This is a genomic window from Massilia sp. DJPM01 (assembly GCF_030348125.1).
Lineage (GTDB): Bacteria > Pseudomonadota > Gammaproteobacteria > Burkholderiales > Burkholderiaceae_D > Telluria_A > Telluria_A frigida.
This window is the reverse complement of sequence record NZ_JAQOZV010000012.1, coordinates 29866-53356: the sequence shown is the minus strand read 5'-3', so window position 1 is coordinate 53356 and position 23491 is coordinate 29866. Positions and strand designations below refer to the sequence as shown.

General features: G+C 68.9%; 9 protein-coding genes. 8 read left to right on the top strand and 1 reads right to left on the bottom strand.

Annotation, left to right across the window (positions count from 1 at the left end; all coding sequences use genetic code 11):
• Positions 1-4: 4 nt before the first annotated feature.
• The 8 genes from PO883_RS10455 to PO883_RS10420 are packed head-to-tail and all read left to right on the top strand — an operon-like array spanning position 5 to position 22668.
• Positions 5-15727 (top strand): SDR family NAD(P)-dependent oxidoreductase, encoded by a 15723-nt coding sequence (locus PO883_RS10455; protein WP_289309702.1) that lies wholly within the window; start codon positions 5-7, stop codon positions 15725-15727.
• Complete coding sequence (locus PO883_RS10450; protein ID WP_289309701.1) at positions 15724-16920, top strand: beta-ketoacyl synthase N-terminal-like domain-containing protein; 1197 nt, start codon at positions 15724-15726, stop codon at positions 16918-16920. Before PO883_RS10455 ends, PO883_RS10450 begins: the two co-directional genes overlap by 4 nt.
• A complete protein-coding gene (locus PO883_RS10445) occupies positions 16917-18134 on the top strand; it encodes a hydroxymethylglutaryl-CoA synthase family protein (protein WP_289309700.1) in 1218 nt (405 codons plus the stop codon). The genes PO883_RS10450 and PO883_RS10445 overlap by 4 nt, the downstream gene beginning before the upstream one ends.
• A complete protein-coding gene (locus PO883_RS10440; protein ID WP_167088755.1) occupies positions 18125-18874 on the top strand; it encodes an enoyl-CoA hydratase-related protein in 750 nt (249 codons plus the stop codon). The genes PO883_RS10445 and PO883_RS10440 overlap by 10 nt, the downstream gene beginning before the upstream one ends.
• Entirely contained in the window at positions 18871-19617 is a 747-nt protein-coding gene (locus PO883_RS10435) for a polyketide synthase (protein WP_289309699.1), read from the top strand. The genes PO883_RS10440 and PO883_RS10435 overlap by 4 nt, the downstream gene beginning before the upstream one ends.
• Positions 19618-20457, top strand: a complete 840-nt coding sequence (gene fabD, locus PO883_RS10430; protein WP_289309698.1) for an ACP S-malonyltransferase — start codon at positions 19618-19620, stop codon at positions 20455-20457. It begins immediately after the preceding gene.
• Positions 20457-21851, top strand: coding sequence for a PfaD family polyunsaturated fatty acid/polyketide biosynthesis protein (locus PO883_RS10425; RefSeq protein ID WP_289309697.1), 1395 nt, complete (start codon positions 20457-20459; stop codon positions 21849-21851). Before fabD ends, PO883_RS10425 begins: the two co-directional genes overlap by 1 nt.
• Positions 21844-22668 carry a crotonase/enoyl-CoA hydratase family protein gene (locus PO883_RS10420; RefSeq protein ID WP_289309696.1) on the top strand — a complete coding sequence of 275 codons (825 nt, stop codon included), beginning with the start codon at positions 21844-21846 and terminating at the stop codon, positions 22666-22668. Before PO883_RS10425 ends, PO883_RS10420 begins: the two co-directional genes overlap by 8 nt.
• On the opposite strand, the gene PO883_RS10415 is transcribed toward PO883_RS10420, so the two are convergent.
• A complete protein-coding gene (locus PO883_RS10415) occupies positions 22655-23476 on the bottom strand; it encodes a thioesterase II family protein (protein ID WP_289309695.1) in 822 nt (273 codons plus the stop codon). The genes PO883_RS10420 and PO883_RS10415 overlap by 14 nt on opposite strands.
• Positions 23477-23491 lie beyond the last annotated feature (15 nt).

Genomic DNA, 23491 nt, shown 5'->3' with positions numbered 1-23491 from the left:
AGACATGACTACATTTAAAGAAACCGTCCTGCGCATGGTGGCGCGCAAGGAACTGAGCGCCGCGCAGGCCATGAACCTGATCGGCAACGTGCACGCCTCCGCCTCCGCCTCCGCCACGGCTCCGGCACCGGCACCGGCGGGGCGCCAGCCGGTGGCCATCATCGGCATGTCGGGCCGCTTCCCCGGCGCGAACGACGCCGACGCGTACTGGCAAAACCTGCGCAATGGCGTTTCCAGCGTGGGACCGATCCCGCCGTCGCGCTGGGACCTCGCGCAGCTGTACGAGGCCGATCCTCAGACGCGCGGCAAGGATTTCTGCCAGCGCGGCGGCCTGGTCGACGGCATCGATGAATTCGACTGTGCGTTCTTCAACATCTCCGCCAAGGAAGCGCAACTGATCGACCCGCAACAGCGCCTGTTCCTGGAAGAGGCCAGCGCCGCGCTGGCGCACGCCGGCATGACGTCCGCCAGGCTCGATGGCGTGCGCTGCGGCGTTTTCGCGGGCGTGGCCGGCGGCGATTTCATCCACCAGATATCCGATGAAGGTATCAAGCCAGACGCCTACGCTTTCATGGGCAACGCCAGTTCGATCCTGGCGGCGCGCATTTCCTACCACCTGAACCTGAAAGGCCCCAGCGTGGCCATCGATACGGCCTGCTCGTCGTCGCTGGTGGCGATTCACCTGGCTTGCGAGAGCCTGGCCCTCGGCACCAGCGACCTGGCGCTGGCCGGCGGCGTGTGCGTTCTGAATACGCCCAATTTCTACATGGCGGGCTCCAAGGCGGGAATGCTGTCGAAGAAGGGCGCCTGCAGCACCTTCGACCGCAGCGCCGATGGTTTCGTCCCGGCCGAAGGCGTGGGCGTGATCGTGCTCAAGCCGCTCGACCGCGCGCTGGCCGATGACGACAATATCCTCGGCGTGATCGAAGGCTCGGCGATCAACCAGGATGGGCGCACCAACGGCATCACGGCGCCGAGCGCGCCATCGCAAACGGCCCTGGCGCTCGAAGTGTACGAGAAGTTTGGCATCGACCCGGCGACGATCGGGTATGTCGAGGCGCACGGCACCGGTACCGCGCTGGGCGACCCGATCGAAATTGAAGCGCTCAGCGCGGCGTTTCGCAAATTTACCGCTGCCCGTGGCTTTTGCGCCATCGGTTCGTCGAAAACAAACATCGGGCACGCCATGAGCGCCAGCGGCATGGCCGGCATGATCAAGGTGCTCCAGGCGCTGGAGGCAGCCGAGTTGCCGCCGTCGCTCAACTTCGAGCATGAGAATCCGGCTATCGGCTTCGCCGCGACGCCGTTCCACGTCAATACCACGCTCGCGCCCTGGCCCACGACCGCCGGTGCGCCGCGCCGCGCGGCAATCAGTTCGTTCGGCTTTAGCGGCACTAACGCGCACCTGGTCATCGCCCAGGCGCCGGCCCGTGTGCGCGCCGATGTACGCCACCAGACGTTGCCATTTGTAGTGTCGGCCAAAACCCGCACGGCACTGGAGCACAACTGCCTTGCGCTGGCGCGCTGGCTCGAACAGCGGCCCGAGGCACCCCTCGATTCGGTGAGCTGGACCTTGCTCACCGGGCGCGATCATCATGCGCACCGGGTGGTACTGCACGCGGCCACCCGCACGGCGCTGATTGATTTGCTGCGCGCACCCATCGGCGACACCGATGCCGCGCTGCCGCGCGCCGACGAGCAGTTCGGCACCCAGACGCCGCCGCGCATCGGCCTGCCGACCTACTGCTTCGAACGCCGCAAGCACGCGCTGGGCGTGTCGACCAAGCCCAAACTGACGAGCGCACCGCATCCGCTGCTGGACCACGCGGGGGCGGACGGCTTCCACAGCCTGTGGGATGCCAGCCTGCCATTCGTGCGCGACCACCGGGTTCTCGGCCGCCACATCGTGCCGGGCGCCTGTTTCCTGGAGCTGGCCCTGGCCGCCACCGGCGCGCGCGCGCTCGCCGACGTGGTCTTGCGCAGCCCGCTGCACATCGATGCGCAGGCCACCAGCGTCGAACTGCGCCTGCAACCCGACGGCGCCTTTTCAATCCTCGGCGCCGGCATCACGGTCGCCAGCGGCCGTACCGTGGCCGCGAGTGGCGCAGCGGGAAAGGCGCTCGATCTGGACAAATGGCTGAACGGCGCCGGCGTCGACGTCGCGGCGCTGCTGGCGCGCTTCGACGGCGCCGGCGTCGTGCTCGGGCCTTACTGCCGTGGCTTGCAGCGGCTCTGGCTGGGCGAGGGCGAGGCCCTGGCCCAGTTGCAGCTGGCGCCGGGAGAAGCGCGCAGCATCGGCTACTACACGCTGCACCCCACGCTGGTCGATGGCGCCTTCCAGGCCGCCATGGCGTTGCTGGCGCAAACCTCGCAAGCGGTGCTGGTGCCCGCGTCGATCGGCGCGGTCGCGGTACATTCGCCCCTTCCGGCCATCTGCTACGCGCACGTACGCCTGACCGGCGCGCGCAGTTTCGAGATGACGTTTGTCGATGAAGCCGGCGCGGTGCTGGCTAGCTTGACCCAATTCGGCGTGGCGGAGCTGCACCCGGCACCCGCGCCGCAGCGCTCTGGCGAACCGGCCTTGCGCTACTACCGGCCGGAATGGATTGCCGCTCCGGCGCCAGTGGGCGACGCGATTGTGCCGGGCCTGACGCTGCTGGTGCGCGCGCCCGACGTGAGCTTCGATGCGGCGCCCGCCGGGCAGCTGCTTGACGTGGTCCTGGGTGAGCACAGCCTGTCGGTCGGACCGGGGCAGTGGCAGGTGGATGCGATGCTGCCGGCGGCCTTTGCGCAATTGGTGGCGCAGCTCAAACCGATCGAACGGGTTATTTTCCTCGGTGGGCGCGCCGACCCGCAGCGCGACCTGGTCGGCTTGCTGCACCTGCTGCAAGCCTTGCCGCAGGATGGCGCGCGAGCTTTGCCGGTGGTTGTGTGCGCGCCGCCGCAGGGCGCCGCGCTGCTGGGGTTTGCGCAGACGGTTTCGCGCGAGGAGCCGCACCTGCGGGTGTGCGCAATGGAGTCGGATGATCCGGGCGCGGCGTGGAACGAAGCGCCGGCCACCCAAGCCGGCGAGGTGCTGGCCGTGCGCGCCGGCCAGCGCTACCGCCGCACGCTGATTGAGCATGTGCCGGCGGCGCACGCGGCCAGCCGCCTGCGGCGCGGCGGCGTGTACCTGATCGCTGGCGGCGCCGGCGGCATCGGCCTGGTGCTGGCCCGCTACCTGGCCAGCCAGTACGACGCGCGCGTGGTGCTGGTGGGACGACGTGCCCTGACGCTGGCGCTGCCCGAGGCGATTGTCTATCGCCAGGCCGACATCACCGACGCGGAGGCGCTGTCCGCCATCGTCGCCGACACCCGGGCGCGCTGCGGCGCGATCAATGGCGTGTTCCATGCAGCGATGGTGCTGCGTGACGTGCGCATGAAAAACATGGATGCCGCCACGCTGCGGGCGGTGCTGGCACCAAAGCTGGCCGGCAGCACCAATCTGGCGCTACTGTTCGCCGGACAGGCGCTCGACTTCATGGCGTTTTTTTCGTCGGCCAATTCGTTCTTCGGCAACGCCGGCCAGGCCAACTACGCGGCAGCGTCGATGGCGCAGGATGCCATCGCCCTCGACCTGCGGGAGCGCGCTTCGTTTCCGGTACGGGTCGTCAACTGGGGATTCTGGGGCGACGTCGGCGCGGTGGCCACGCCGCTGCATCGCCAGCGCGCGCTCGAACACGGGATCGGCGCAATCGGCGTGGAGGAGGGCCTGGCGGCGCTGGAAGCATGTCTGTCCAGCGACCAGCCGCAGATGATGCCGATGAAGGTCGATCCCGCCACGCTGGCGCGCATGGGCCTCCTGGCGTCGACCGGGGACGACGATATCGCCGCCGCCTTTGCGGCGGTCGAAAACCATGGGCGCGCCGCGCTGCGCCGCTTTTTCGGCCCCGACGGCCGTCTCAATCTGAAGGTGGCGCCCAAGTATGCACGCTTAGGCGCGGCGCTGGAAGCCATCGCGGCCAAGCCGGTCGAAGCGCACGGCGGGCCGATCACGGGCTGGGGCGCACCGTTCGCCACGCTGATCGACCAGTGCCTGGCGCACTACCCGGCCGTGCTGGCGGGCGAGAAAAACCCGGCCGAAGTGCTGTTCCCGGGCGGCTCGACCGAGTTGGTGGCGCCGCTGTACCGCGACAATCCGATCGTCGACCGCTATAACGGCCGCGTGGTGGAGGCACTGCTCTCGCGGGTCCGGGAAATCCTGGCACAACGCGAGCGTGTTCGCATTTTCGAGGTGGGCGCCGGTACCGGTGGCACCACGCGGGCGGTGCTGGCGGCACTGGCAGCCGATGCCGGCCGGGTCGATTTTGTCTTCAGCGACCTGTCCGCCGGCCTGGTTCACAAGGCCAAGACGGAGCTCGGGCCGCAGTATCCGTTTGCCCGCTTCACCACCTACGACGTCGAACGCGCGCCTTCAACCCAGGGCATCGACGAGAACAGCTTCGACCTGGCGCTGGCCTCGAATGTGCTGCACGCGACGCGCAACATCGGCCTCAGTCTGCGCAATGTGCGCAGCCTGCTGCGCGAGGGCGGCGAACTGCTGCTCAACGAAAGCATCCAGGTGTTCGATTTCTCGACCCTCACTTTCGGCCTGACCGACGGCTGGTGGCTGTACGACGACGTCGCGGCGCGCCTGCCGCATTCGCCCCTGCTCGACGAGGCTCGCTGGCGCGCCGCGCTGGCGGAATGTTTCGGCCGGGTGGAACTGGCTCGGGCCGAGCCTGACGCGCCCCAGGCGGTGTTTATCGCCACCGCGCGCGCGCCTGAAAGCCGCTTGGCGCCGGCGCCGGTTGCGGTCAGCGCGCCCGTGCAGCCTGTCGCCGCCGTTGCGCCGGCCAGCGCCGACGTGGCGCAGTTCGAGCGCGTGATCGCACGCCATCTGGCGGCGGTACTGTGCGTGGGCGCCGCCGATATCGATCCGGAGCGCCGTTTCTCCGAGCTGGGTATTGATTCCATTTCCGGGCTCGACCTCGTCAAGCGCGTCAACGCCAGTTGTGCGACCGACCTGACGGTCACCGTGCTGTATGACTACAGCAACGTCAAACAACTGGCGCGGCATATCGCCGCCGCCGCGCCGGCTGCTATTGTTCCGGCGAGTGCCGAGCCGGCGCGCGCGTCCGCCGCCATCGCCGTGGTTGGCCTGGCGGGACGCTTTCCCGGCGCGCGCAATGCCGACGCGTTCTGGCGCGATCTGCGCGACGGCGTTTGCCGCACCGGCGAAGTCCCGGCCGAACGCTGGGACGTCAACAGCTACTACGACGCCGACCCGTCCAAACCGGGCAAGAGTCCGTGCAAGTGGGGCGGTTTTCTCGACGATATCGATAAATTCGACCCGGCCTTTTTCCACATGTCGGGCGCCGAGGCGGAGTTCACCGATCCGCAGCAGCGGCTGTTCATCGAAGAAGCGTGGCACGCGCTGGAAGACGCCGGCTACTCTCCCTCATGGCTCGACGACAGGCGCTGCGGCGTGTTCGTCGGCGCCGGGGCGGGCGACTATATTCACCAGATGGACTCGCAAAACCTCCAGCCGCAGGCCTTCCTGGGCAACGGGGTCTCCATGCTGGCCGCACGCATTTCGTATTTCCTCAACCTGCGCGGGCCTGCGCTGTCGGTCGACACGGCTTGCTCGTCGTCGCTGCTGGCGGTGCACCTGGCGTGCCAGAGTATCCGCAGCGGGGAGTGCGACATGGCGCTCGCCGGCGGCGTTTTCGTCAGCACCACGCCAAGCTTTCATCACCTGACCGGCCGCCTCGGCATGCTCACGCCGAACGGCCTTTGCCGCGCCTTCGACGACGGCGCCGACGGCTTCGTTCCCGGCGAAGCGGTGGGCGCCGTGGTACTGCGTCCGCTGGAGGCGGCGCTGCGCGATGGTGACTATATATATGGTGTGATAGCCGCATCCGGGGCCAACCAGGATGGACACAGCAACGGCATCACCGCACCAAGCGCGCGCTCGCAGGCCGAGCTGGAGACGGAGGTGTACCAGCGCGCCGGAATCGACCCGCGCAGCATCGGCTACGTGGAAGCGCACGGCACCGGTACCCGTGTGGGCGATCCGCTTGAGATTGAAGGCTTGACGCGCGCCTTCCGGCACTCGACCCAGGACCGCCAGTTCTGCGCCATCGGCTCGGCCAAGACCAACATCGGCCACGCCGGCCCGGCCGCCGGCATCGCCGGATTGATCAAGGTATTGCTGGCGATGCGGCACGGCGAAATTCCGCCATCACTGCATTTCGAGCGCGCCAACGGCGCCATCGACTTTGCCAACAGTCCGTTTTTCGTCGCAACCGCGCGTCAGGCCTGGCCGGCCGCGCCGCTGCGGGCCGCCGTGAGCGCGTTTGGCCTGAGCGGCACCAATGTGCATGTGGTGATCGAGCAGGCGCCGGCCCGCGCGCCGCTGCCGGCGCGCAGCAGCGATGCGTCCCTGCTGGTCGTCTCGGCCATGAGCGAGAGCGCGCTGCGCGAGCAGGTGGAACAGATGCAAGCCTGGCTGGCCGGCGAAGGCCAGCGTCACGATCCGCACGATATCGCTTACACGCTCGGGGCCTGCCGCAAGCACCACGCCCATCGCGCCGTGCTGGGCGCCGCGGCCAATCATGCGCTGGCCGCGCGCTACCTGGCCGGCGAGCAGCTCGACTGGGAGTCGCTGTACCCGGCGGCGGCGCACCGCCGCGTGCCGCTGCCCGGCTATCCGTTCAGCCGCGAGCGCTATTGGGTCGATTCGGAGCCCGCGACCAAACCTGCGGCGCTTGAGCGCGTGCACGTCTTCGGCCGGCGCTGGATCGCGCAGGAGGGCACACCGGCGGCGCCGCCAGCGTCGCTGTGCCTGATTGGCGGCAGCGACGCCGACCTTGCGCGGCTTGGCACGCTGCTGGCCGTGCCGGTCGGGCGCGACTGGCATTCGGCGAGCGCGATCGCCATGATGCCCGGCTGCTTCGATCGCCTCGACGCGTATCTGGAAGTGGCACGCGCTGCGCCACAGGCCCGGCGCGTGCTGGTACTGCACCGCGACGGCGAGCATGCCGCCGTAGCCAGCGCGGCGCTGCATCACTCGCTGCGGACGGTGCATCCGCATATGCTGTGGCAAACCCTGGAGGTTGACGGCGATGCGCTGGCGGCCATCGCCCGTGAACTGCAAACCGGCGTCGATGGCGCCGAGCTGCGTCATATCGACGGCGCGCGCTCGCTGCACGCGGTCGTGCCCATGACCCTGCCGCGCGGCGAAGCGCCGCTGCGCCGCGACGGCGTGTGGTGGATCACCGGCGGGACGGGGCGCATCGGCATGCAGGTGGCACGCTGGCTGGTCGATCAGTGCGATGCGCGCGTGATCGTCACCAGCCGCCATGCGCCGCCGGAAGCGCCGGGACGCAATATCGAATTCATCGGCGCCGACGTCACCGACCGCGCCGCGATGCAGCAGCTATTCGATGCGATCCGTATTCGGCATGGCACCGTGCATGGAATCGTGCACGCCGCCGGCGCCATCGAACCAGCGCTGTTGACCGACAAAAGCGCGCTGCGCGCGGTACTGGCGCCGAAAATCGAGGGTGCCCGCATTCTCGACGAACTCACGCGCGACACGCCACTCGACGCTTTTGTGATGTTTTCATCGCTGTCGGCCCTGATCGGCGATTTCGGCCAGTGCGACTACGCCAGCGCCAACCGCTACCTGGAATCGTTTGCCGAATGGCGGGCGTTGCGCCGCCCCGGACGCAGCGTGGCGATCCACTGGCCGCTCTGGGCCGATGGCGGCATGGGGCTGGCCGGCAGCGACCAGGAACGCTATGTCGCCAGCAGCGGTTTCGACCTGCTGCGCAGCGACAGTGCCTTGCGCCTCCTGGGACAGGCCCTGGCCCCGGGGGCGCCGGTGCTCGCCGTCGCCTGCGGCGACATAGGGCGAATCGAGGCGGCGCTGGCGCCACGCCAGGCCGTCGCCATGCCGGCATTGCAGGCCGACGCCGGGATCGATGCGCTCGAACAGATCGTACTTCAGTGCACGGCGCGCATTGTGCGCTTGCCGGCCGAAAAACTCACACGCGCGTCGCGCTTCTCGGAGGTGGGTCTGGATTCACTGTATATGAAGGATTTGGCTTCGGCGCTGGGGCAGGAACTCGGCGTGCCGATCCTGCCGACGGCGTTTTTCCAGCACCAGAGCGTGGCCGCCCTGGCCGCCCATTTACAGCCTTCGTGGGAGGCAGAACGTGTCGCGGCCACCCCGCCGGCGCAGCCAGCGCTTGCACCCGAGCCGGCCGCGAAGCCCGCTGCCGGTAAGCCGGAGCCGGTGGCGGTGGTCGGCATCAGCGGCTGCTTCCCGCAGTCGACCGATATCGCCGCGCTGTGGGAACACCTGGCCGCCGGTGACGACTGCGTGACCGAAGTACCGGCGCAACGCTGGGACTGGCGCGCCTACCACGCCAGCACCGGGCGCGAACATGACAAGTCGGTATCGCGCTGGGGTGGCTTCATGCCGGACATCGGCCACTTCGACAGCGCATTTTTCGGCATGTCGCCGCGCGAAGCGGTGTTCATGGATCCCCAGCACCGGCTGTTCCTGCAGCATGCCTGGTCGGCGCTGGAGGATGCCGGGATTCGCCCGTCCACGCTGGCCGGACAGGCGGTGGGGGTGTGGGCGGGAGCGCAGCCCAACGAATACATGCGTCTCATCGGCGACGCCGGCGAGGCCAGGGCGCAGGCCGCCCTCGGCAATACCCAGACCATGCTGGCCAACCGGGTGTCGTACTGGTTCGACCTGCGTGGCCCGAGCCAGACCGTGGACACGGCCTGTTCCAGCTCGCTGGTGGCGGTGCACCGTGCGGTGCAGTCGCTCCAGCAGGGCGAATGCGAACTGGCGCTCGCCGGCGCGGTGAGCGCGATCCTCTCGCCCGATACCTACGTGCTGGCGTCCCAACTGGGCATGCTCTCGGCGGACGGGCGCTGCAAAACCTTCGACAGCGCGGCCAATGGCTATGTCAAGGGCGAAGGCGTGGGCGTGCTGGTGCTGAAAACCCTGGCGCGTGCCCAGGCCGATGGCGACCATGTTTACGGCGTCATTCGCGCCAGCGCCGAGGGACACGGCGGCAAGGCCAGCTCGCTCACCGCACCCAATCCGCAGGCCCAGGCCGAACTGGTGTTCAATGCCTGGAAGCGTGCCGGCGTGCCGATCGACAGCGTCAGTTATGTCGAAGCGCATGGCACCGGAACTGAGCTGGGCGATCCGCTCGAAGTCGAAGCGCTCACCAGCGCGTTTCATGCCCTGGCGCGTGAGCAGGGCGTCACGCTCGCGCCGGGCGCGTGCGGACTCGGTTCGATCAAATCGAATATCGGCCATCTCGAACCGGCCGCAGGCGTCGCAGGCATGATCAAGGTGCTGATGGCGATGCGCCACCGGCGCTTGCCGGCGACGCTGCATGTCAAGCAGGTCAACCCGTACCTGAAACTGGAGGGCTCGCCATTTCGCCTGATGACCGAAGGCAGCGACTGGAACGGCGCCGTGCTGCGCGCCGGCGTCAGCGCCTTCGGCTTCGGCGGCTCGAACGCCCACGTGGCGCTGGAATCGGCGCCGCCGGTGCCGGTCGATACGGCACCCGACTTCGCGGCCACCGTGCCGCTGTCGGCAAAGAGCGCCGACGCCTTGCGCGCCACCGTGGTGCGGCTGTGCGAGCACCTCGACAGCGCGCCGGTGAGCTGGCGCGACCTGGTATTCACGCTGCAAAACGGGCGTGAACAGTTCGAGCATCGGATCACGCTGCAGGCCAGTTCCTCCATTGACCTGCTGAACCAGTGCCGCGCATGGTTGGGCGGGGCAAGCCTGGCGGCGCATGCCGGCCTGCCTCCCATCATCCACGGCAGGCGCATATCGCTGCCCACGTACCCATTCGAGCGCAAACACGTCTGGTTCGACCAGGGACACCAGCGGCCTTCCGTGCCGGCGGCTGAAACGGCCGCACCGGCCGAGGCCATCACGATCGGCGCAGCTGCGGCGGCCGCCGTGCTGGCCGGCCCCGGCCCGCTGGAGGAGGTCCGTGCCATCCTGGCCGAGCTGCTGTACCTGGAACCGCAGGAGATCGCCGCCGATGCCCGCTTCGTCGACCTGGGGCTCGATTCGATTCTGTCGGTCGAATTCGCCAAGAAGCTGCAGGACCGCTTCAGCATCGACCTGCGCGCCAGCCGCCTGTACGACCATTCGAGCGTGGCGGAACTGGCCGCCCATATCGGTACCCCGGGCTCGCCCGATCCGCAGCCGGTGGCGCCAGTGCCGCCGTCGCCGCCGTCGCCATCGCCCGCCGCGCCTGCCCGCAGCCTCGATGATATCCGCGCCATGCTCGCCGAGTTGCTGTACCTCGAGCGCGACGACATCGCCGACGACGCGCCCTTCGTCGAACTGGGACTCGATTCGATCCTGGCCGTCGAATTTGCCAAGAAGCTGCAAGACCGCTTCAGCATCGACCTGCGCGCCACGCGCCTGTACGATTATTCGCGCCTGAGCGAACTGGCCGGCTGGGTCGACAGCATGACGGCGGCAGCGCCGCTGCCTGCCGCCGCCGCGCCGCAAGTGGCCGCCGTGCCCACGCCGGAGGTGCGCCCGACCGACATTGCCATCGTCGGCATGGCGGGGCGCTTCCCCGGCGCCGACAACCTGGACGCGTTCTGGCGCAACCTCGCGGCGGGTGTCGATTCGGTCACCGACGTGCCGCGCGAGCGCTGGTCGGTGGACGAGCTGTATCCGCACAAGACCTACTGCCGCAAAGGCGGCTTTATCGATGGCGTCGACCAGTTCGATCCCTTGTTCTTCAAGATCTCGCCGCAGGAAGCCGAGTGGATGGACCCGCAGCAGCGCCTGTTCCTGGAACAGGCATGGCTGGCACTGGAAGACGCCGGCATGCCCGACAGCGCGCTCTCGGGCATGCGCTGCGCGGTGTTCGCCGGGGCCGGGCAGGGCGACTACTTCCGCCTGATGGACCCCGATTCCGAGGCTGGCGCGCAGTTCGGCATGGGTAATGTGAGTTCCATTCTCGCCGCCCGCCTGGCCTACTTCCTGAACCTGAAGGGGCCTGCCGTGTCGCTCGACACGGCATGTTCGTCGTCGCTCGTGGCGACCCATCTGGCCGCGCAGGCGCTGGCCAACGGCGAATGCGACCTGGCGCTGGCCGGCGGCGTGTCGTTGATGATCACGCCGCAGATGCACCTGTTGACGTGCCAGACGCGCATGCTCTCACCCGAAGGACACTGCAAGACTTTCGACACCGGCGCCAATGGCTTCGTGCCGGGAGAGGGAGTCGGCGTGGTGGTCCTCAAGCGCCTGGGCGACGCGCTGGCGCAGGGTGACCGGGTCTACGCCGTCATTCGCGGCAGCGGCATCAACCAGGATGGCCGCACCAATGGCATGACGGCGCCCAGCGCGCTGTCGCAAACCGCGCTGGCCATGAGCGTGTATGAGCGCTACGGCATCGATCCGTCGACCATTACCTGTGCCGAAGCGCATGGCACCGGCACCCAGCTGGGCGACCCCATCGAAGTCGATGCGCTCACCGATGCGTTCCGCAACTACACGGCAAACCGGCAGTTCTGCGCTATCGGCAGCGTCAAGAGCAATATCGGACACCTGTTGCCGGCTTCCGGTGTAGCAGGGCTGATCAAGAGCGTCCTGATGCTGCGGGCGCGCAAGCTGGCCCCGACGCTGCATTGCCGGAACGAGAACGAGAAGATCGACTTCGCGATTTCTCCGTTCTATGTGAACCAGGTCTTGCGCGACTGGGTGCCGCCGGCCGGCGTGGCGCGCCGCGTTTCGGTGAGCAGTTTCGGTTTCAGTGGCACCAATGCGCATCTGGTGCTGGAAGAGTGGCCGGCGCCGGCGGCAACGCCAATGCCGGCCGGACCGCTCAGTTTCGTGGTCTCGGCGCGCACGCCGCAGGCACTGCGGCGCAGCTGCGCCGCCCTGGCCGACTGGCTGGAGGATGGCGGCAGCGATGTGGCACTGGCCGACATTGCCCATACCCTGGCGCAGCGGCGCACGCGCCACACGCACCAGCGCGTGGTCAATGCCGCCGATCGCGCCGCCCTGATCGTGGCGCTGCGCGCCAGCGGCGCCGCGAGCGACACGATGCTCGCGCCAGGCGCCGGCCAGGTGGTGTCGCTGCCGGCCTATCCGTTCGAGCGCAGGCGCTTCTGGGTCCCGGAAAAAGCGGTGCATCCGCTGATCGACAGCTTGGAGCACAGTTTTTCCACGGCCACCGCGCGCAAGCAGTTCAGCGCGCACCACGAACTGCTGGCGCAGCACGTCATCGCCGGCACCCCGACCCTGCCGGGGGCGACCTACGTCGAGATCGCACTGGCCTGTGCGGCGCGGCTGCTCACGCCGGGTGCGCGCATCATCGCGCTGCGCAAGGTGGTCTGGACGCGGCCATTCGTCGCGCCGGCCGAGGCCATGAATATGCGCTTCCGGCCCGACGCCGACGACATTGTCTTCGACAGTGAATATTGCCGTGGCCGGGTAGTCGTGATCGACCGGCCCGCTGCCCGCCGTATCGACTTGCAGCTCGACCACGCGGAAGAATTCAGCGGCGAAGCGGTGTACGCCGCCTTCCACAGCCTGGGCCTGGAATATGGCGGCGCCTTGCGCGGAATTACCTCGCTGCGGCGCGACCGCCAGCGGGTCATCGCGCGCCTGGAAGTGCCGGCCGACTTTGCGCGCTACACGCTCGACCCGCGCGTGCTCGACGCGGCGTTGCAGACGCCAATCGGCTTCGCACTGGGCCAGGATAGCGCGGCCGACGCCATGCTGCCCTACCTGCTCGACAGCCTGGTGCAGCATGGGCCGCTGGTGCCCGGTTGCCTGGCCATCGCTACGCTGCGCCAGGGCGAGGCGCCCAGCTTCGACATTGCCATCGTCACGCCGGAGGGCGAATTGCTGGTCGAGATCAGCGGTTTCAGCTCGCTGCCGCCGCGCCGCGACGCCGGCGCCGACGCCGCCTCCTACTTCGGCCCGCAGTGGCGCGCCGCCGCGGCGCCGCCGGCACGCGCCGCGACAGCCGGGCATACCCTGGTCCTGCACGCCGGGATCGATCTTGGCCTTGGCGTGCACCTCGCCGGGGCAGGGGCGGTCACCCAGGTCTTGCTCGGTTCAAGCTGGCGCCCCGGCGCGGAGGGAGTAAGCCCGCTCGAAATCGATCACCGTTCGCTGTCCGACTGGTCGCAACTGGCCGCCGCGTTGCCCGACCTGGGCCGGGTGGTCTTCATGGCCGGACTGGCCGGGGAGCCGCTCACCGAAGGCGTGGCGCTCGACCAGTTCCAGGACATGGCCACGCTGTCGCTGGTGCGCTTTGTCCGTGCCTGGGTGCTGGCCGAACGCGTGCTGCCCGAACTGGTGGTGCTCACCAACGGCATCTACCGGGTGCTCGACGGCGACGCGATCATGCCGCAGGCGGCCGCGCTGGCCGGCCTGGCGGGCGTCCTCGCCAAGGAGTTTCCCGCTGTTGGCGTGGCGCACCTGGACCTGCCCGGGCAGGACGGCCCAGCCGGCGCGGCGGTGGCGGCTCTCGTGAACGAGGCTGCTCCCGGCAGCTCCGCGTGGCGCGCCGGCCAGTATTACGCCCAGCATCTCGACCCGCTGGCGCTGAAAGCGGCCGGTCAGCCGGCGTTCCGCCGCGCCGGCGTGTATCTGATCGTCGGCGGTGGCGGTGGCATCGGCGGTGCGCTGGCGCGCCACCTGGCGCAAGTCCATCAGGCGCGCATTGCCCTGGTCGGGCGGCGCCCGGCCGATGCGGCCATCGACGCCAGCATCGCCGCCATCATGGCGGCCGGAGGCGAAGCGATCTACCTGCGCGCGGACCTGGGCGACCTGGCCGCGCTGGAACAGGCGCGCGACGCCGCATTGGCGCGCTGGGGCGTGGTGCACGGGGTGATTCACTCGGCGCTGGCCCTGCAGGACCAGACCCTGGCGCGGCTGGACGACGATGCCTTCAGCGCCACCCTGCGCGCCAAGGGGCGCGGCACCTGCATGCTGGCGCAGGCGTTCGATGCCGTGGCGCTCGACTGGCTGCTGGTGTTTTCGTCGACCATTTCGTTCACCCGCAACGCGGGCCAGGCCAGTTACACGGCCGCCAGCACGCTGCAGGACGCCACAGCGGCGGCGCTGGCGCTGCGCCGGCGCTGGCCGGTCAAGATCATCAACTGGGGCTTCTGGGGTGATGTGGGCGTGGTCGCGACCGACCGCCATCGCGCGCTGGCGCGCCGCCACGGCGTCGGTTCGGTCACGCTGGCCGACGCGGTCGAGGCGATCGAACGGATCGTCGCCTCGGACCAGCAACAGGTGGCGGTGATCCGCCTGCTCGCGCCGCAGCCTGAGGCGGCGCCGGCACCGGCAGTGGAGCCGCCCGCGCAGGCGCCGCACGGCGGCGCCGACCTGGACGCGGTGCGCGCGGTCGTCGCCGGCGTGCTGCGCACGCTCGACGACGAACTCGATAATGACGCCCCGTTCGACGTGTATGGCGTCGATTCGCTGGTCGCCATCGATATCCTGCACAAGCTCGAGCCGCGTTTCGGCGCCTTGCCGGCCACGCTGCTGCATCGGTATAACAGCATCGCGCTGCTGGCCGCCGAACTGTCGGCGCGCGGCGCACGAGCCCCGGCCGCGCCACGCCAGGCGCCGGCCAGTTCGATCGCCATCAACGGCGCCGGCGGCGGACCGCGCAGCTTCTGGGTCCACAGCGTGCTCGGTGAAACCGACTGGGTCACGCGCCTGGGCGCGCACCTGCCGGCCTCGTGGCCGCTGCACGCGCTGCGCGCACCCGCGGGCGACTCCGGTGAAACGCCGTTCGCCACGCTCGAAGCGATGGCCAGCGCCTATCTGGCGGAAGTGCGGCGCATCCAGCCGCGCGGACCGTACATCCTGGGTGGCTACTCGTTCGGCGGCGCGGTCGCCTTCGAGATGGGACGTCAGCTGGTGCAGGCCGGAGAGCAGGTCAGGGCGCTGATTTTGCTCGACGCCTTTGCCCCCGGTTCGGCCGCGCTGGCTTCGCTGCGCGCCGCTTCGTGGGATGGCTTCCTCAACACCGTGGTCGGCGCGCTGCTCGAACGCACGCGCGACGTGCGCCTGTCCGAACGCGAGCTGGCGGCGCTCACCGCACCTTTACTGGCTACGGCGAACCAGTGTGCGCCCTTGCTCGATCATTACAACCCGGAACCCTGTCCCATGCATACCATCATGATCCGCAACCGTCACAGCTTCATCGGACCCGATAGTCCGCTCGGCCTGGCGGCAGTCAAAATCGACGACGACCAGCCCGATCACGGCTGGAGCACCTGGCTGGGCGAGGCCCCGCAGATCGCGGCGATCGATACCGACCACTTTTGCCTCGGGCTGGAGCCGGCCATCGGCGCGGTGGCCCAGCAGGTCATCGGCTTCATCGAGCCGCAGGCGCAGGCGGTGTTCAGCAAGGTGCGCGAACACGTTCGGCGCATCTTGCCGCACGTCGACGGCGCGCGCATCACCATGGGCGCCAGCCTGCACGAGCTGGGAGCCAATTCGCTGGACCGGGTGGAGGTGGCGATTTGCACCATGGAGGACTTGCAGCTGACATTCGCGCCGACCGAACTGGCCGGGGTGCAGGATATCGCCTCATTGGTCGAGGTATTTTTGATACACCTGCGCCGGCGTGCCGGCGCGGTGCTGGTGGAGGGGCAGGCATGAGGGTGATTGTGACAGGCATGGGATTTCAGGGCGCTGTGGCGCCCGACGTGGCGCTCTTCGGCGCGGCACTGCGCAGCGGGCAGGGCGTTTTCGGCTGGACCCGTCTGGCGCGTTCGGGGCGCAGTTTTCCGGCCGCGCTGTACCGGGGCGACTCCGCGTTAGATGACGAGCGCGCGCGCCAGGTCTTGCGCGGCCGGCCGGCGGCGCTGCAGGCCAGTTGCGCCGCCGCGCTCGAGGCGCTGCAATCGGGGCGCTGGAGCGGCCGCGATTGCGCCATCGTGGTGGCGGGCAGTAATCTGCACCAGGCCCAGTTTGCCGACGCCTACGAACGCTTCATGGAACGCCCGGCGTACGTCAATCCGCGCTACGCCGCCAGTTTCCTCGACAGCACGGTGGTGGCGGCGGTGAGCGAAATCGCCGGCCTGGGCGGGATCGGGTTTACCACCGGCGCCGGCATGGCGAGCGGGAACGCCGCCCTGTTCCAGGGCTGGACCCTGATCCGCTCCGGCGCCGCGCGCGCCTGCCTGGTGGTCGGTGCCATGAGCGATTTTTCCGAACTGGAGATGCTCGCCTTTGCCAACCTGGGCGCGCTGGCCGCGCCGCCCGAGGGCAGCGACCCGGCGCGCGCGTCGATCCCCTTCGACAGCGCCAGCCTGGGCTTCGTCTACGGCCAGGCCGCCGCCGCAGTCCTGCTCGAAAGCGCCGACAGCGCCGGCGCACGCGGCGCGCAGTCGCTGGCGCGCCTGGCCGGGGCGTCGATTGTCCTTGATGGCAATGCCGGCACCGAGGCCAATGCCGACGGCGAAGCGGCGGCGATGCGCGCCGCGCTGGCCGCCGCCGGCCTCGAAGGCAGCCAGATCGACTACATCAATACGCACGGCACCGGCACGCCGACGGGCGACCGCGCCGAATGCGCCGCCATTACCCAGGCCGTGGGGACCGGGGCCGTGCTCAATTCCACCAAGGCCATCACCGGGCATACCATCGGCGCGGCCGGCGTGGTGGAACTGGTGGCCACCGTGATCCAGATGCGGGACAACTTCGTCCATCCGAATCCGCGCCTGAGTGAGGCGATCGACCCGCGCCTGCGCTTTGCCGGGCGCGAAAGCGCGCCGCTGACGATCAATGCGGCGCTGTCGAATGGTTTCAGCATCGGCGGCTTCAACACCTGCGTCGCGGTGAGCCGCGCATGAGGGCCGGGATCGAAGACATGGGCGTGTACGTCGGCCGCGCCGCGCTCGACGTGAACGTGCTGGCGACGGCGCGCGGGCTGGACGTGCAGCGCATGCAAAACCTGCTGATGCGCGAGAAAACCGTGGCGCTGCCGTTCGAGGACGCGGTGACCTTCGCCGTCAACGCGGCCAAGCCGGTGATCGACCGCCTGGGGCCGCAGCAGCGCGAGCGCATCGAGCAGTTGATCGTGGCCAGCGAATCGGGCGTCGACTTCGGCAAGCCCTTGTCCACCTATGTGCACCAGGCGCTGGGGCTGAGCCGCAACTGCCGCACCTTCGAGGTCAAGCACGCCTGCTACGGCGGCACGGCGGCCCTGCAAAGCGCGTTGGCGCATGCGCACGCCGGCCTGTCGCCGGGAGCCAAGTCGCTGGTCATCACCACCGACATGGCGCGCCCGATTCCGCATACCTACGCCGAGCCGTCGCAGGGCGCCGCCGGCGTGGCCATGCTGATCGGCGACCAGCCGCTGCTGGTGGAGATCGAAAAAGGGCTGAGCGGCTGTTACGGCTTCGAAGTGATGGATTCCTGCCGTCCGACCCCGGACATCGAAACCGGCGACGCCGACCTGTCGCTGCTGACCTACCTGGAATGCATGGAAAACAGCTTCCTGGCGTATCAGCGCAAGGCGCCCGGCACCAGCTTCGGCAGTTTCGACTACCTGGCCGTGCACACGCCGTTCGGCGGCATGGCCAAGGGTGCGCACCGCACCATGATGCGCAAATTCGAACGGGTGGCGCCGGCCCTGGTCGAGCAGGATTTCCTGCGCCGGCTGGAACCGTCGCTGCGCTTTTGCGCACGGGTCGGCAATATCTATTCGGGCACGGTGTTCCTGGCGCTGGCCGGGATCCTGGCGCTTGGGCGCTTCGACGACGCGCCCAAGCGCGTGGGCTTGTTTTCCTACGGCTCAGGATGCTGTTCGGAGTTCTACAGCGCCGTGGCCACGGCCGCCTCGCAGCGCGCCATCGCCCGGCTCGACATCGGCGCCCATCTCGATGCGCGCCATGCCCTGTCGATGGCCGAGTACGAGCGCCTGCTGGAAACCCAGCAGCGCCTGCGCTTCGGCGTGCGCGACGCCGAGCCGGAATCGCTCGACTGGGAACGCCTGATGCGCGGACGCGGCTTGCTGGTGCTGGACCGTATCAAGGATTACCACCGGGAGTACCGATGGGCGTAAAACTCCAGAAGCAGGGCCGGCTGCTGACCATCACGCTCGACAAGCCGGACGCCAACAATACCCTCGACGCCGCCTTGCTCGGCCAGATTAGCGCGGCGCTCGACCAGGCCGAGGCCGATCCGCTGGTGCGCGTGGTGGCGCTGTGTGCCAATGGCCCGGTGTTTTGCAGCGGGGCCGACCTGGGCGGCAGCGCCAGCTGCGCGCCGGCCGAGGCGGCGCAACAGTATTTCAGGCTGCTGCGCCGGTTTGCCAGCAGCCCGTGCATCATCGTCGCCCTGGTCGAAGGCGCCGTGCAGGCCGGCGGCGTGGGTCTGGTCGCGGCCAGCGACTACGTGATCTGCACCGAGGCGGCCAGCTTCCGGCTGCCGGAAGTGCTGCTCGGCTTGATACCGGCGTGCGTGCTGCCGTTCCTGATCCGCCGCCTGGGCGCGCACAACAGCCAGATGCTGGCCCTGACGGCGCACAAGATCGATGCGCGCCGCGCCGTCGAACTGCACCTGGCCGACCAGCTGGCGCCGCAGGGACATGAGGCGCTGCGCCGGCTGGTGCTGTCGGTCGAGCGCATTCCCGAGACGGCGGTGGCCACGCTCAAGCACTACATGGGGCAGCTCGCACCGATTACCGACCGCGACGAGCAGCTGGCCGTGGCCAGCATCGCCGCGCTCATGCAACAACCTGGCAGCCTCGACCGTACGCGAGAGCTGATCGAACACGGCCTTTGGGGAGGAAAAACAGCATGAGTTCCGTGGTTCACCTGCATTTTCCCGCGCCGCATATCGCGCTCATCGAACTGGCCGACCGCGCCAACAGCAACCAGTTCACGCACGAGCTGGTCGTTGGCCTGGCGCACGCGCTCGACCAGGCCCAGGCCGATCCGGCCATCCATGTCATCGTGCTGCACGGGGTCGACAATGTGTTTTGCACCGGCGGCACCCGTGACGAGCTGATCGGCATTGTGGAGCAGCGCATCCGCTTCGACGACATGCCGCTGTACCGCCTGCTGCTCGATTGCGAGATCCCGGTGGTGGCGGCCATGCAGGGCCACGCCCTTGGCGGCGGCCTCGTAATGGGCTTGTTTGCGGACGTGATCGTGCTCGCCGAGGAAGCCGTCTACAGCGCCAACTTCATGAAATACGGCTTTACGCCGGGGATGGGGGCGACCCTGATCCTGCCTGAAAAGTTCGGCAGCGCGCTGGCCGCCGAAATGCTGCTCACGGCCGGCGGCTACCAGGGCGGCGAACTGGCGCGGCGCGGCGTCGGCGTGCACGTGGCCAGGCGCAAGGACGTGGTCGCGCTGGCGCTGCGCCTGGCGCGCGAGATCGCCGACAAGCCGCGCGCATCGCTGGTGCTGCTCAAGCGGCACCTGACGGAGCGTATTCGCGCAGCACTGCCGGGCACGGTGGCGGCGGAACGGCGCATGCACGAGACGACCTTCGCCGGCAGCGAAGTACGCGAACGTATCGACACCAGATTTGGAACCTAAATGACGATTATCTTTCCGGGACAAGGCTCCCAACACGTGGGCATGGGTGCGGCGCTGTTTGCCCAATTTCCGCAGGAAACGGCGCAAGCCTCGGCCATCCTCGGCTACGACCTGGCCGCGCTATGCCGCGACAACCCCGACGGCAAACTGTCGCAGACCCAGTACACCCAGCCGGCGCTGTTCGTGGTCAGCGCGCTGGCGTGGCTGGCGCGCGGCGCGCCGCCGACCGCGTTTTTCGCCGGTCACAGCCTGGGCGAAATCACCGCCCTGTGGGCCGCCGGCGCGATCGACTTCGCCACGGGGGTGAGGCTGGTGCAAAAACGCGGTGAACTGATGGCGCGCGTGGGCGGTGGCGGCATGGCTGCCGTGATCGGACTGACACCGGCGCAGGTGCGCCGCGCCGTCGAAGGCAGCGCGCTCGACGTGGCCAACTACAATGCCTACGACCAGACCGTCATCGCCGGTCCCAAGGCCGAGCTGGCCGCGGCCGGCGCGCGCCTGCGCGGGGCCGGCGCCAGGCACGTCGTCGAACTCGACGTGAGCGCGCCGTTTCACTCGCGCTACATGAAGCCGACCGAGGATGAGCTGGCGCGCTTCCTGGACACGCTGGCGTTTTCGCCGCCGCACACGCCGGTGGTCGCCAACGCCACCGCCTTGCCTTACGCCGCCGATGCGCTGCGCGAAACGCTGCTGCGCCAGGTCAGCGGCAGCGTGCGCTGGATCGAGAGCGTGGAGTACCTGATCCGGCGCGGCGAGCGCGAGTTCGTCGAGGTCGGGCCGGGTGCGGTGCTGACCCGGCTGATCCAGAATATCCGCCAGAGCACGGCGTTCGCCAATTGATGAATACCGCGACGATCCATCCCGCCAGCCTGGGCAGCCCGGCATTCTTGCGCGATCACGGCGTGCGCTATGCCTATGTGTGCGGCGCCATGGTCAAGGGCATCGCTTCCGTGGCGCTGGTGGCGCGCATGGCCAGGGCTGGCCTGCTCAGCTTTTACGGTTCCGGCGGCCAGCGCCTCGAAGCGATCGATGCCGCGCTGACCGAAATCCGCGCCAGCATTCCGGCCGGCGCCCCGTTCGGCGTCAATTTTTTGCACAATATGCTGATGCCGTCGCTGGAAGATGAGCTGGTCGACCTCTTGCTCCGGCACCAGGTGCGCGTGATCGAGGCGGCCGCCTTCATCGACATCACGCCGGCCCTGGTGCGCTACCGCTGCAGCGGCCTGAGCGAAGACGCCGACGGCCGCGTGCGCGCACGCCATCACATCCTCGGCAAGGCGTCGCGCATCGAGGTGGCCGAACGCTTCCTGGCGCCGCCCCCGCCCGCGCTGGTGGCCGCGTTGCTGGCCGAGGGGCGCCTGACCGCGCAGGAAGCGGCGCTGGCCGCGCGCATTCCGCTGGCCAGCGATTTGTGCGGCGAGGCCGATTCGGCCGGCCACACCGACAAGCGGGTCGCCTCGGTGCTGATCCCGGAGCTGCTGCGCCTGCGCGACGCCGCGCAGGCGCGGCATGGTTACCTGGCGCGCCCGCGCGTGGGGCTGGCCGGGGGCATGGGCACGCCGGCCGCGCTGGCCGCCGGCTTCGTGCTGGGGGCCGAGTTCGTGCTGACCGGGTCGATCAATCAATGCACGATCGAGGCCGACACCAGCGACGCCGTCAAGGATTTGCTGGCCGCCGCCGGCTCGCAGGACTGCGACATGGCCCCGGCCGGCGACATGTTCGAGATCGGCGCGCGCATCCAGGTGCTGCGCAAAGGCGTGTTGTTCGCCGCCCGCGCCAACCGCTTGTATGAGCTGTACCGGCAGCTGGCCTCGATCGACGAACTCGATGCGGGCACGCGCCGCACCATCGAACAGACTTATTTCCACGGCCGCAGTTTCGAGGCGGTGTGGGAAGAAACCAAGACCCACTACGCGCGCGCGGCGCCGGCCGAAATCGCGCGCGCCGAAGCCTGTCCCAAGCAAAAGATGGCGATGATCTTCCGCTGGTATTACGTGCACAGCAACCGGCTGGCGATGTCCGGCGCGCCCTCCGGCCGGGTCGATTACCAGATCCACTGCGGCCCGGCGATGGGCGCGTTCAACGCCTGGGTGCGCGGCACGCCGCTGGAACCGTGGCGCGGACGCCATGTCGATGCGGTGGCCGAAGCGCTGATGGGCGCCGCCGCCGCGCACCTGCAACAGATCGTCGGGCGCATCGCCCTGAGCCAACCAGAAAGAGGTCACCATGTCTGAATCCTACCGCCTGATCCGGCTGGAGCGCCATGGGGCGGTCGCCGAGATCGTCCTGAATAATCCCGGCAGCCTCAATGCCATGCAGCCGCTGTTCTTTGCCGAACTGGCGCGCGCCTTCGCGGCCGTCACCGACGACGAGAGCGTGTCGGTGGTGCTGATCTGGGCCGAAGGGCGGGTATTCAGCGTCGGCCTCGACCTGAAAGAGGCCATGGGGCTGATCCCGGAACTCGGCGCCAGCACCAGCACGGCCGCGCGCAACCGCGTGCTGTACCGGATCATCCGCGATTTCCAGGCGTGTTTCACGGCGGTGCGGCGCTGCCCCAAGCCGGTCATCGCGGCCATCCACGGCATGTGCCTGGGCGGCGGACTCGATCTGGCCAGCGCCTGCGATATCCGCCTGGCTGCGGCCGACGCCATGCTGGCGATCCAGGAAACCAAGATGGCGATGGTGGCCGACCTGGGCACCTTGCAGCGCATCGGCCGGCTGTGCGGCAGCGGTTTTGTGCGCGAGATGGCGTTTACCGGCAATATGATCGGCGCCCAGCGCGCCCAGGCCGTCGGCCTGGTCAACGAGGTGTTCGCCGACCGCGTCGCGCTGATGGAGGCGGCGCGCCGCATGGCTGGCACCATCGCCGCCAATTCATCGCTGGCCGTGCAAGGGGTCAAGCAGGTGCTCGACCACGCGGACGAGCACAGCGAGGAAGACGGCCTCGAATACGTGGCGCAGTGGAATACCAACTTTTTCCTCAGCCGCGACCTGAACGAGGCGCTGCAGGCATTTCGCGACAAGCGCGAACCGCGCTTCAGCGGCGATTGAGGCGGAACTGGCCCAGGTCGGTTGCGAGCCGGTCGAGGAAGGCGGCGCGCCGGGTCTGGTAAAAGAAATGGTCGCCGGGCAGCATGTGCAGGCGGAACGGCCCGCTGGTCACGGCCGCCCATTCGGCCAGGCCGTCGCGCCCGACCGAACGGTCTTCCAGGCCGCCATACACGATCAGCGGCCAATCCTGTGCCGCTCCCGGATGGTGGCGGTAGGTTTCCACCAGGCGCAGGTCGTTGCGCAGGATGGGCAGGTAGAAGGCCATCAATTCCGGATCGTCCAGCAAGACTTGCGGGACGCCGCCGTAACGTTCGTTCAGCTTCTCGATAAATTGCGCGTCCGGCAGGGTGTGCAGCGCTTCGCCCGTGCCGGACTGGCGCTGCGGCGCCGGGCGGCCCGAGACAATCACCAGGTCGGGCGCGAGCGCGCGTGCGCCGAGCGCGCGCGCCAGCTCGTAGGCCAGGGTCGCACCCATGCTGTGGCCGTAGATGACCAGCGACTCGGCGCGCGGCGCGCGCACCAGTTGCTCGGCGATTTCCTCGACCATGACGAGCGCATCGGTACGCAGCGGTTCGTGATAGCGCGAGTCGCGTCCCGGCAGCTGGACCGGGCACATCTCTATATCGGCCGGCAAGTCCTTTTTCCAAGGATGAAAAACCGCCACGCCACCGCCCGCGTGGGGCAGGCACACCAGGCGCATGCGCGTGCTGGACATGGGAAGATGCGACGAGAACCAGGCGTTGTGTGTCATCGGTGAGGAAGAGAAGGTGAACGGACGGGCGAAGTCGTGCTCAGGGGCGGCGCGCAAGAGTGCAGGCTTAAC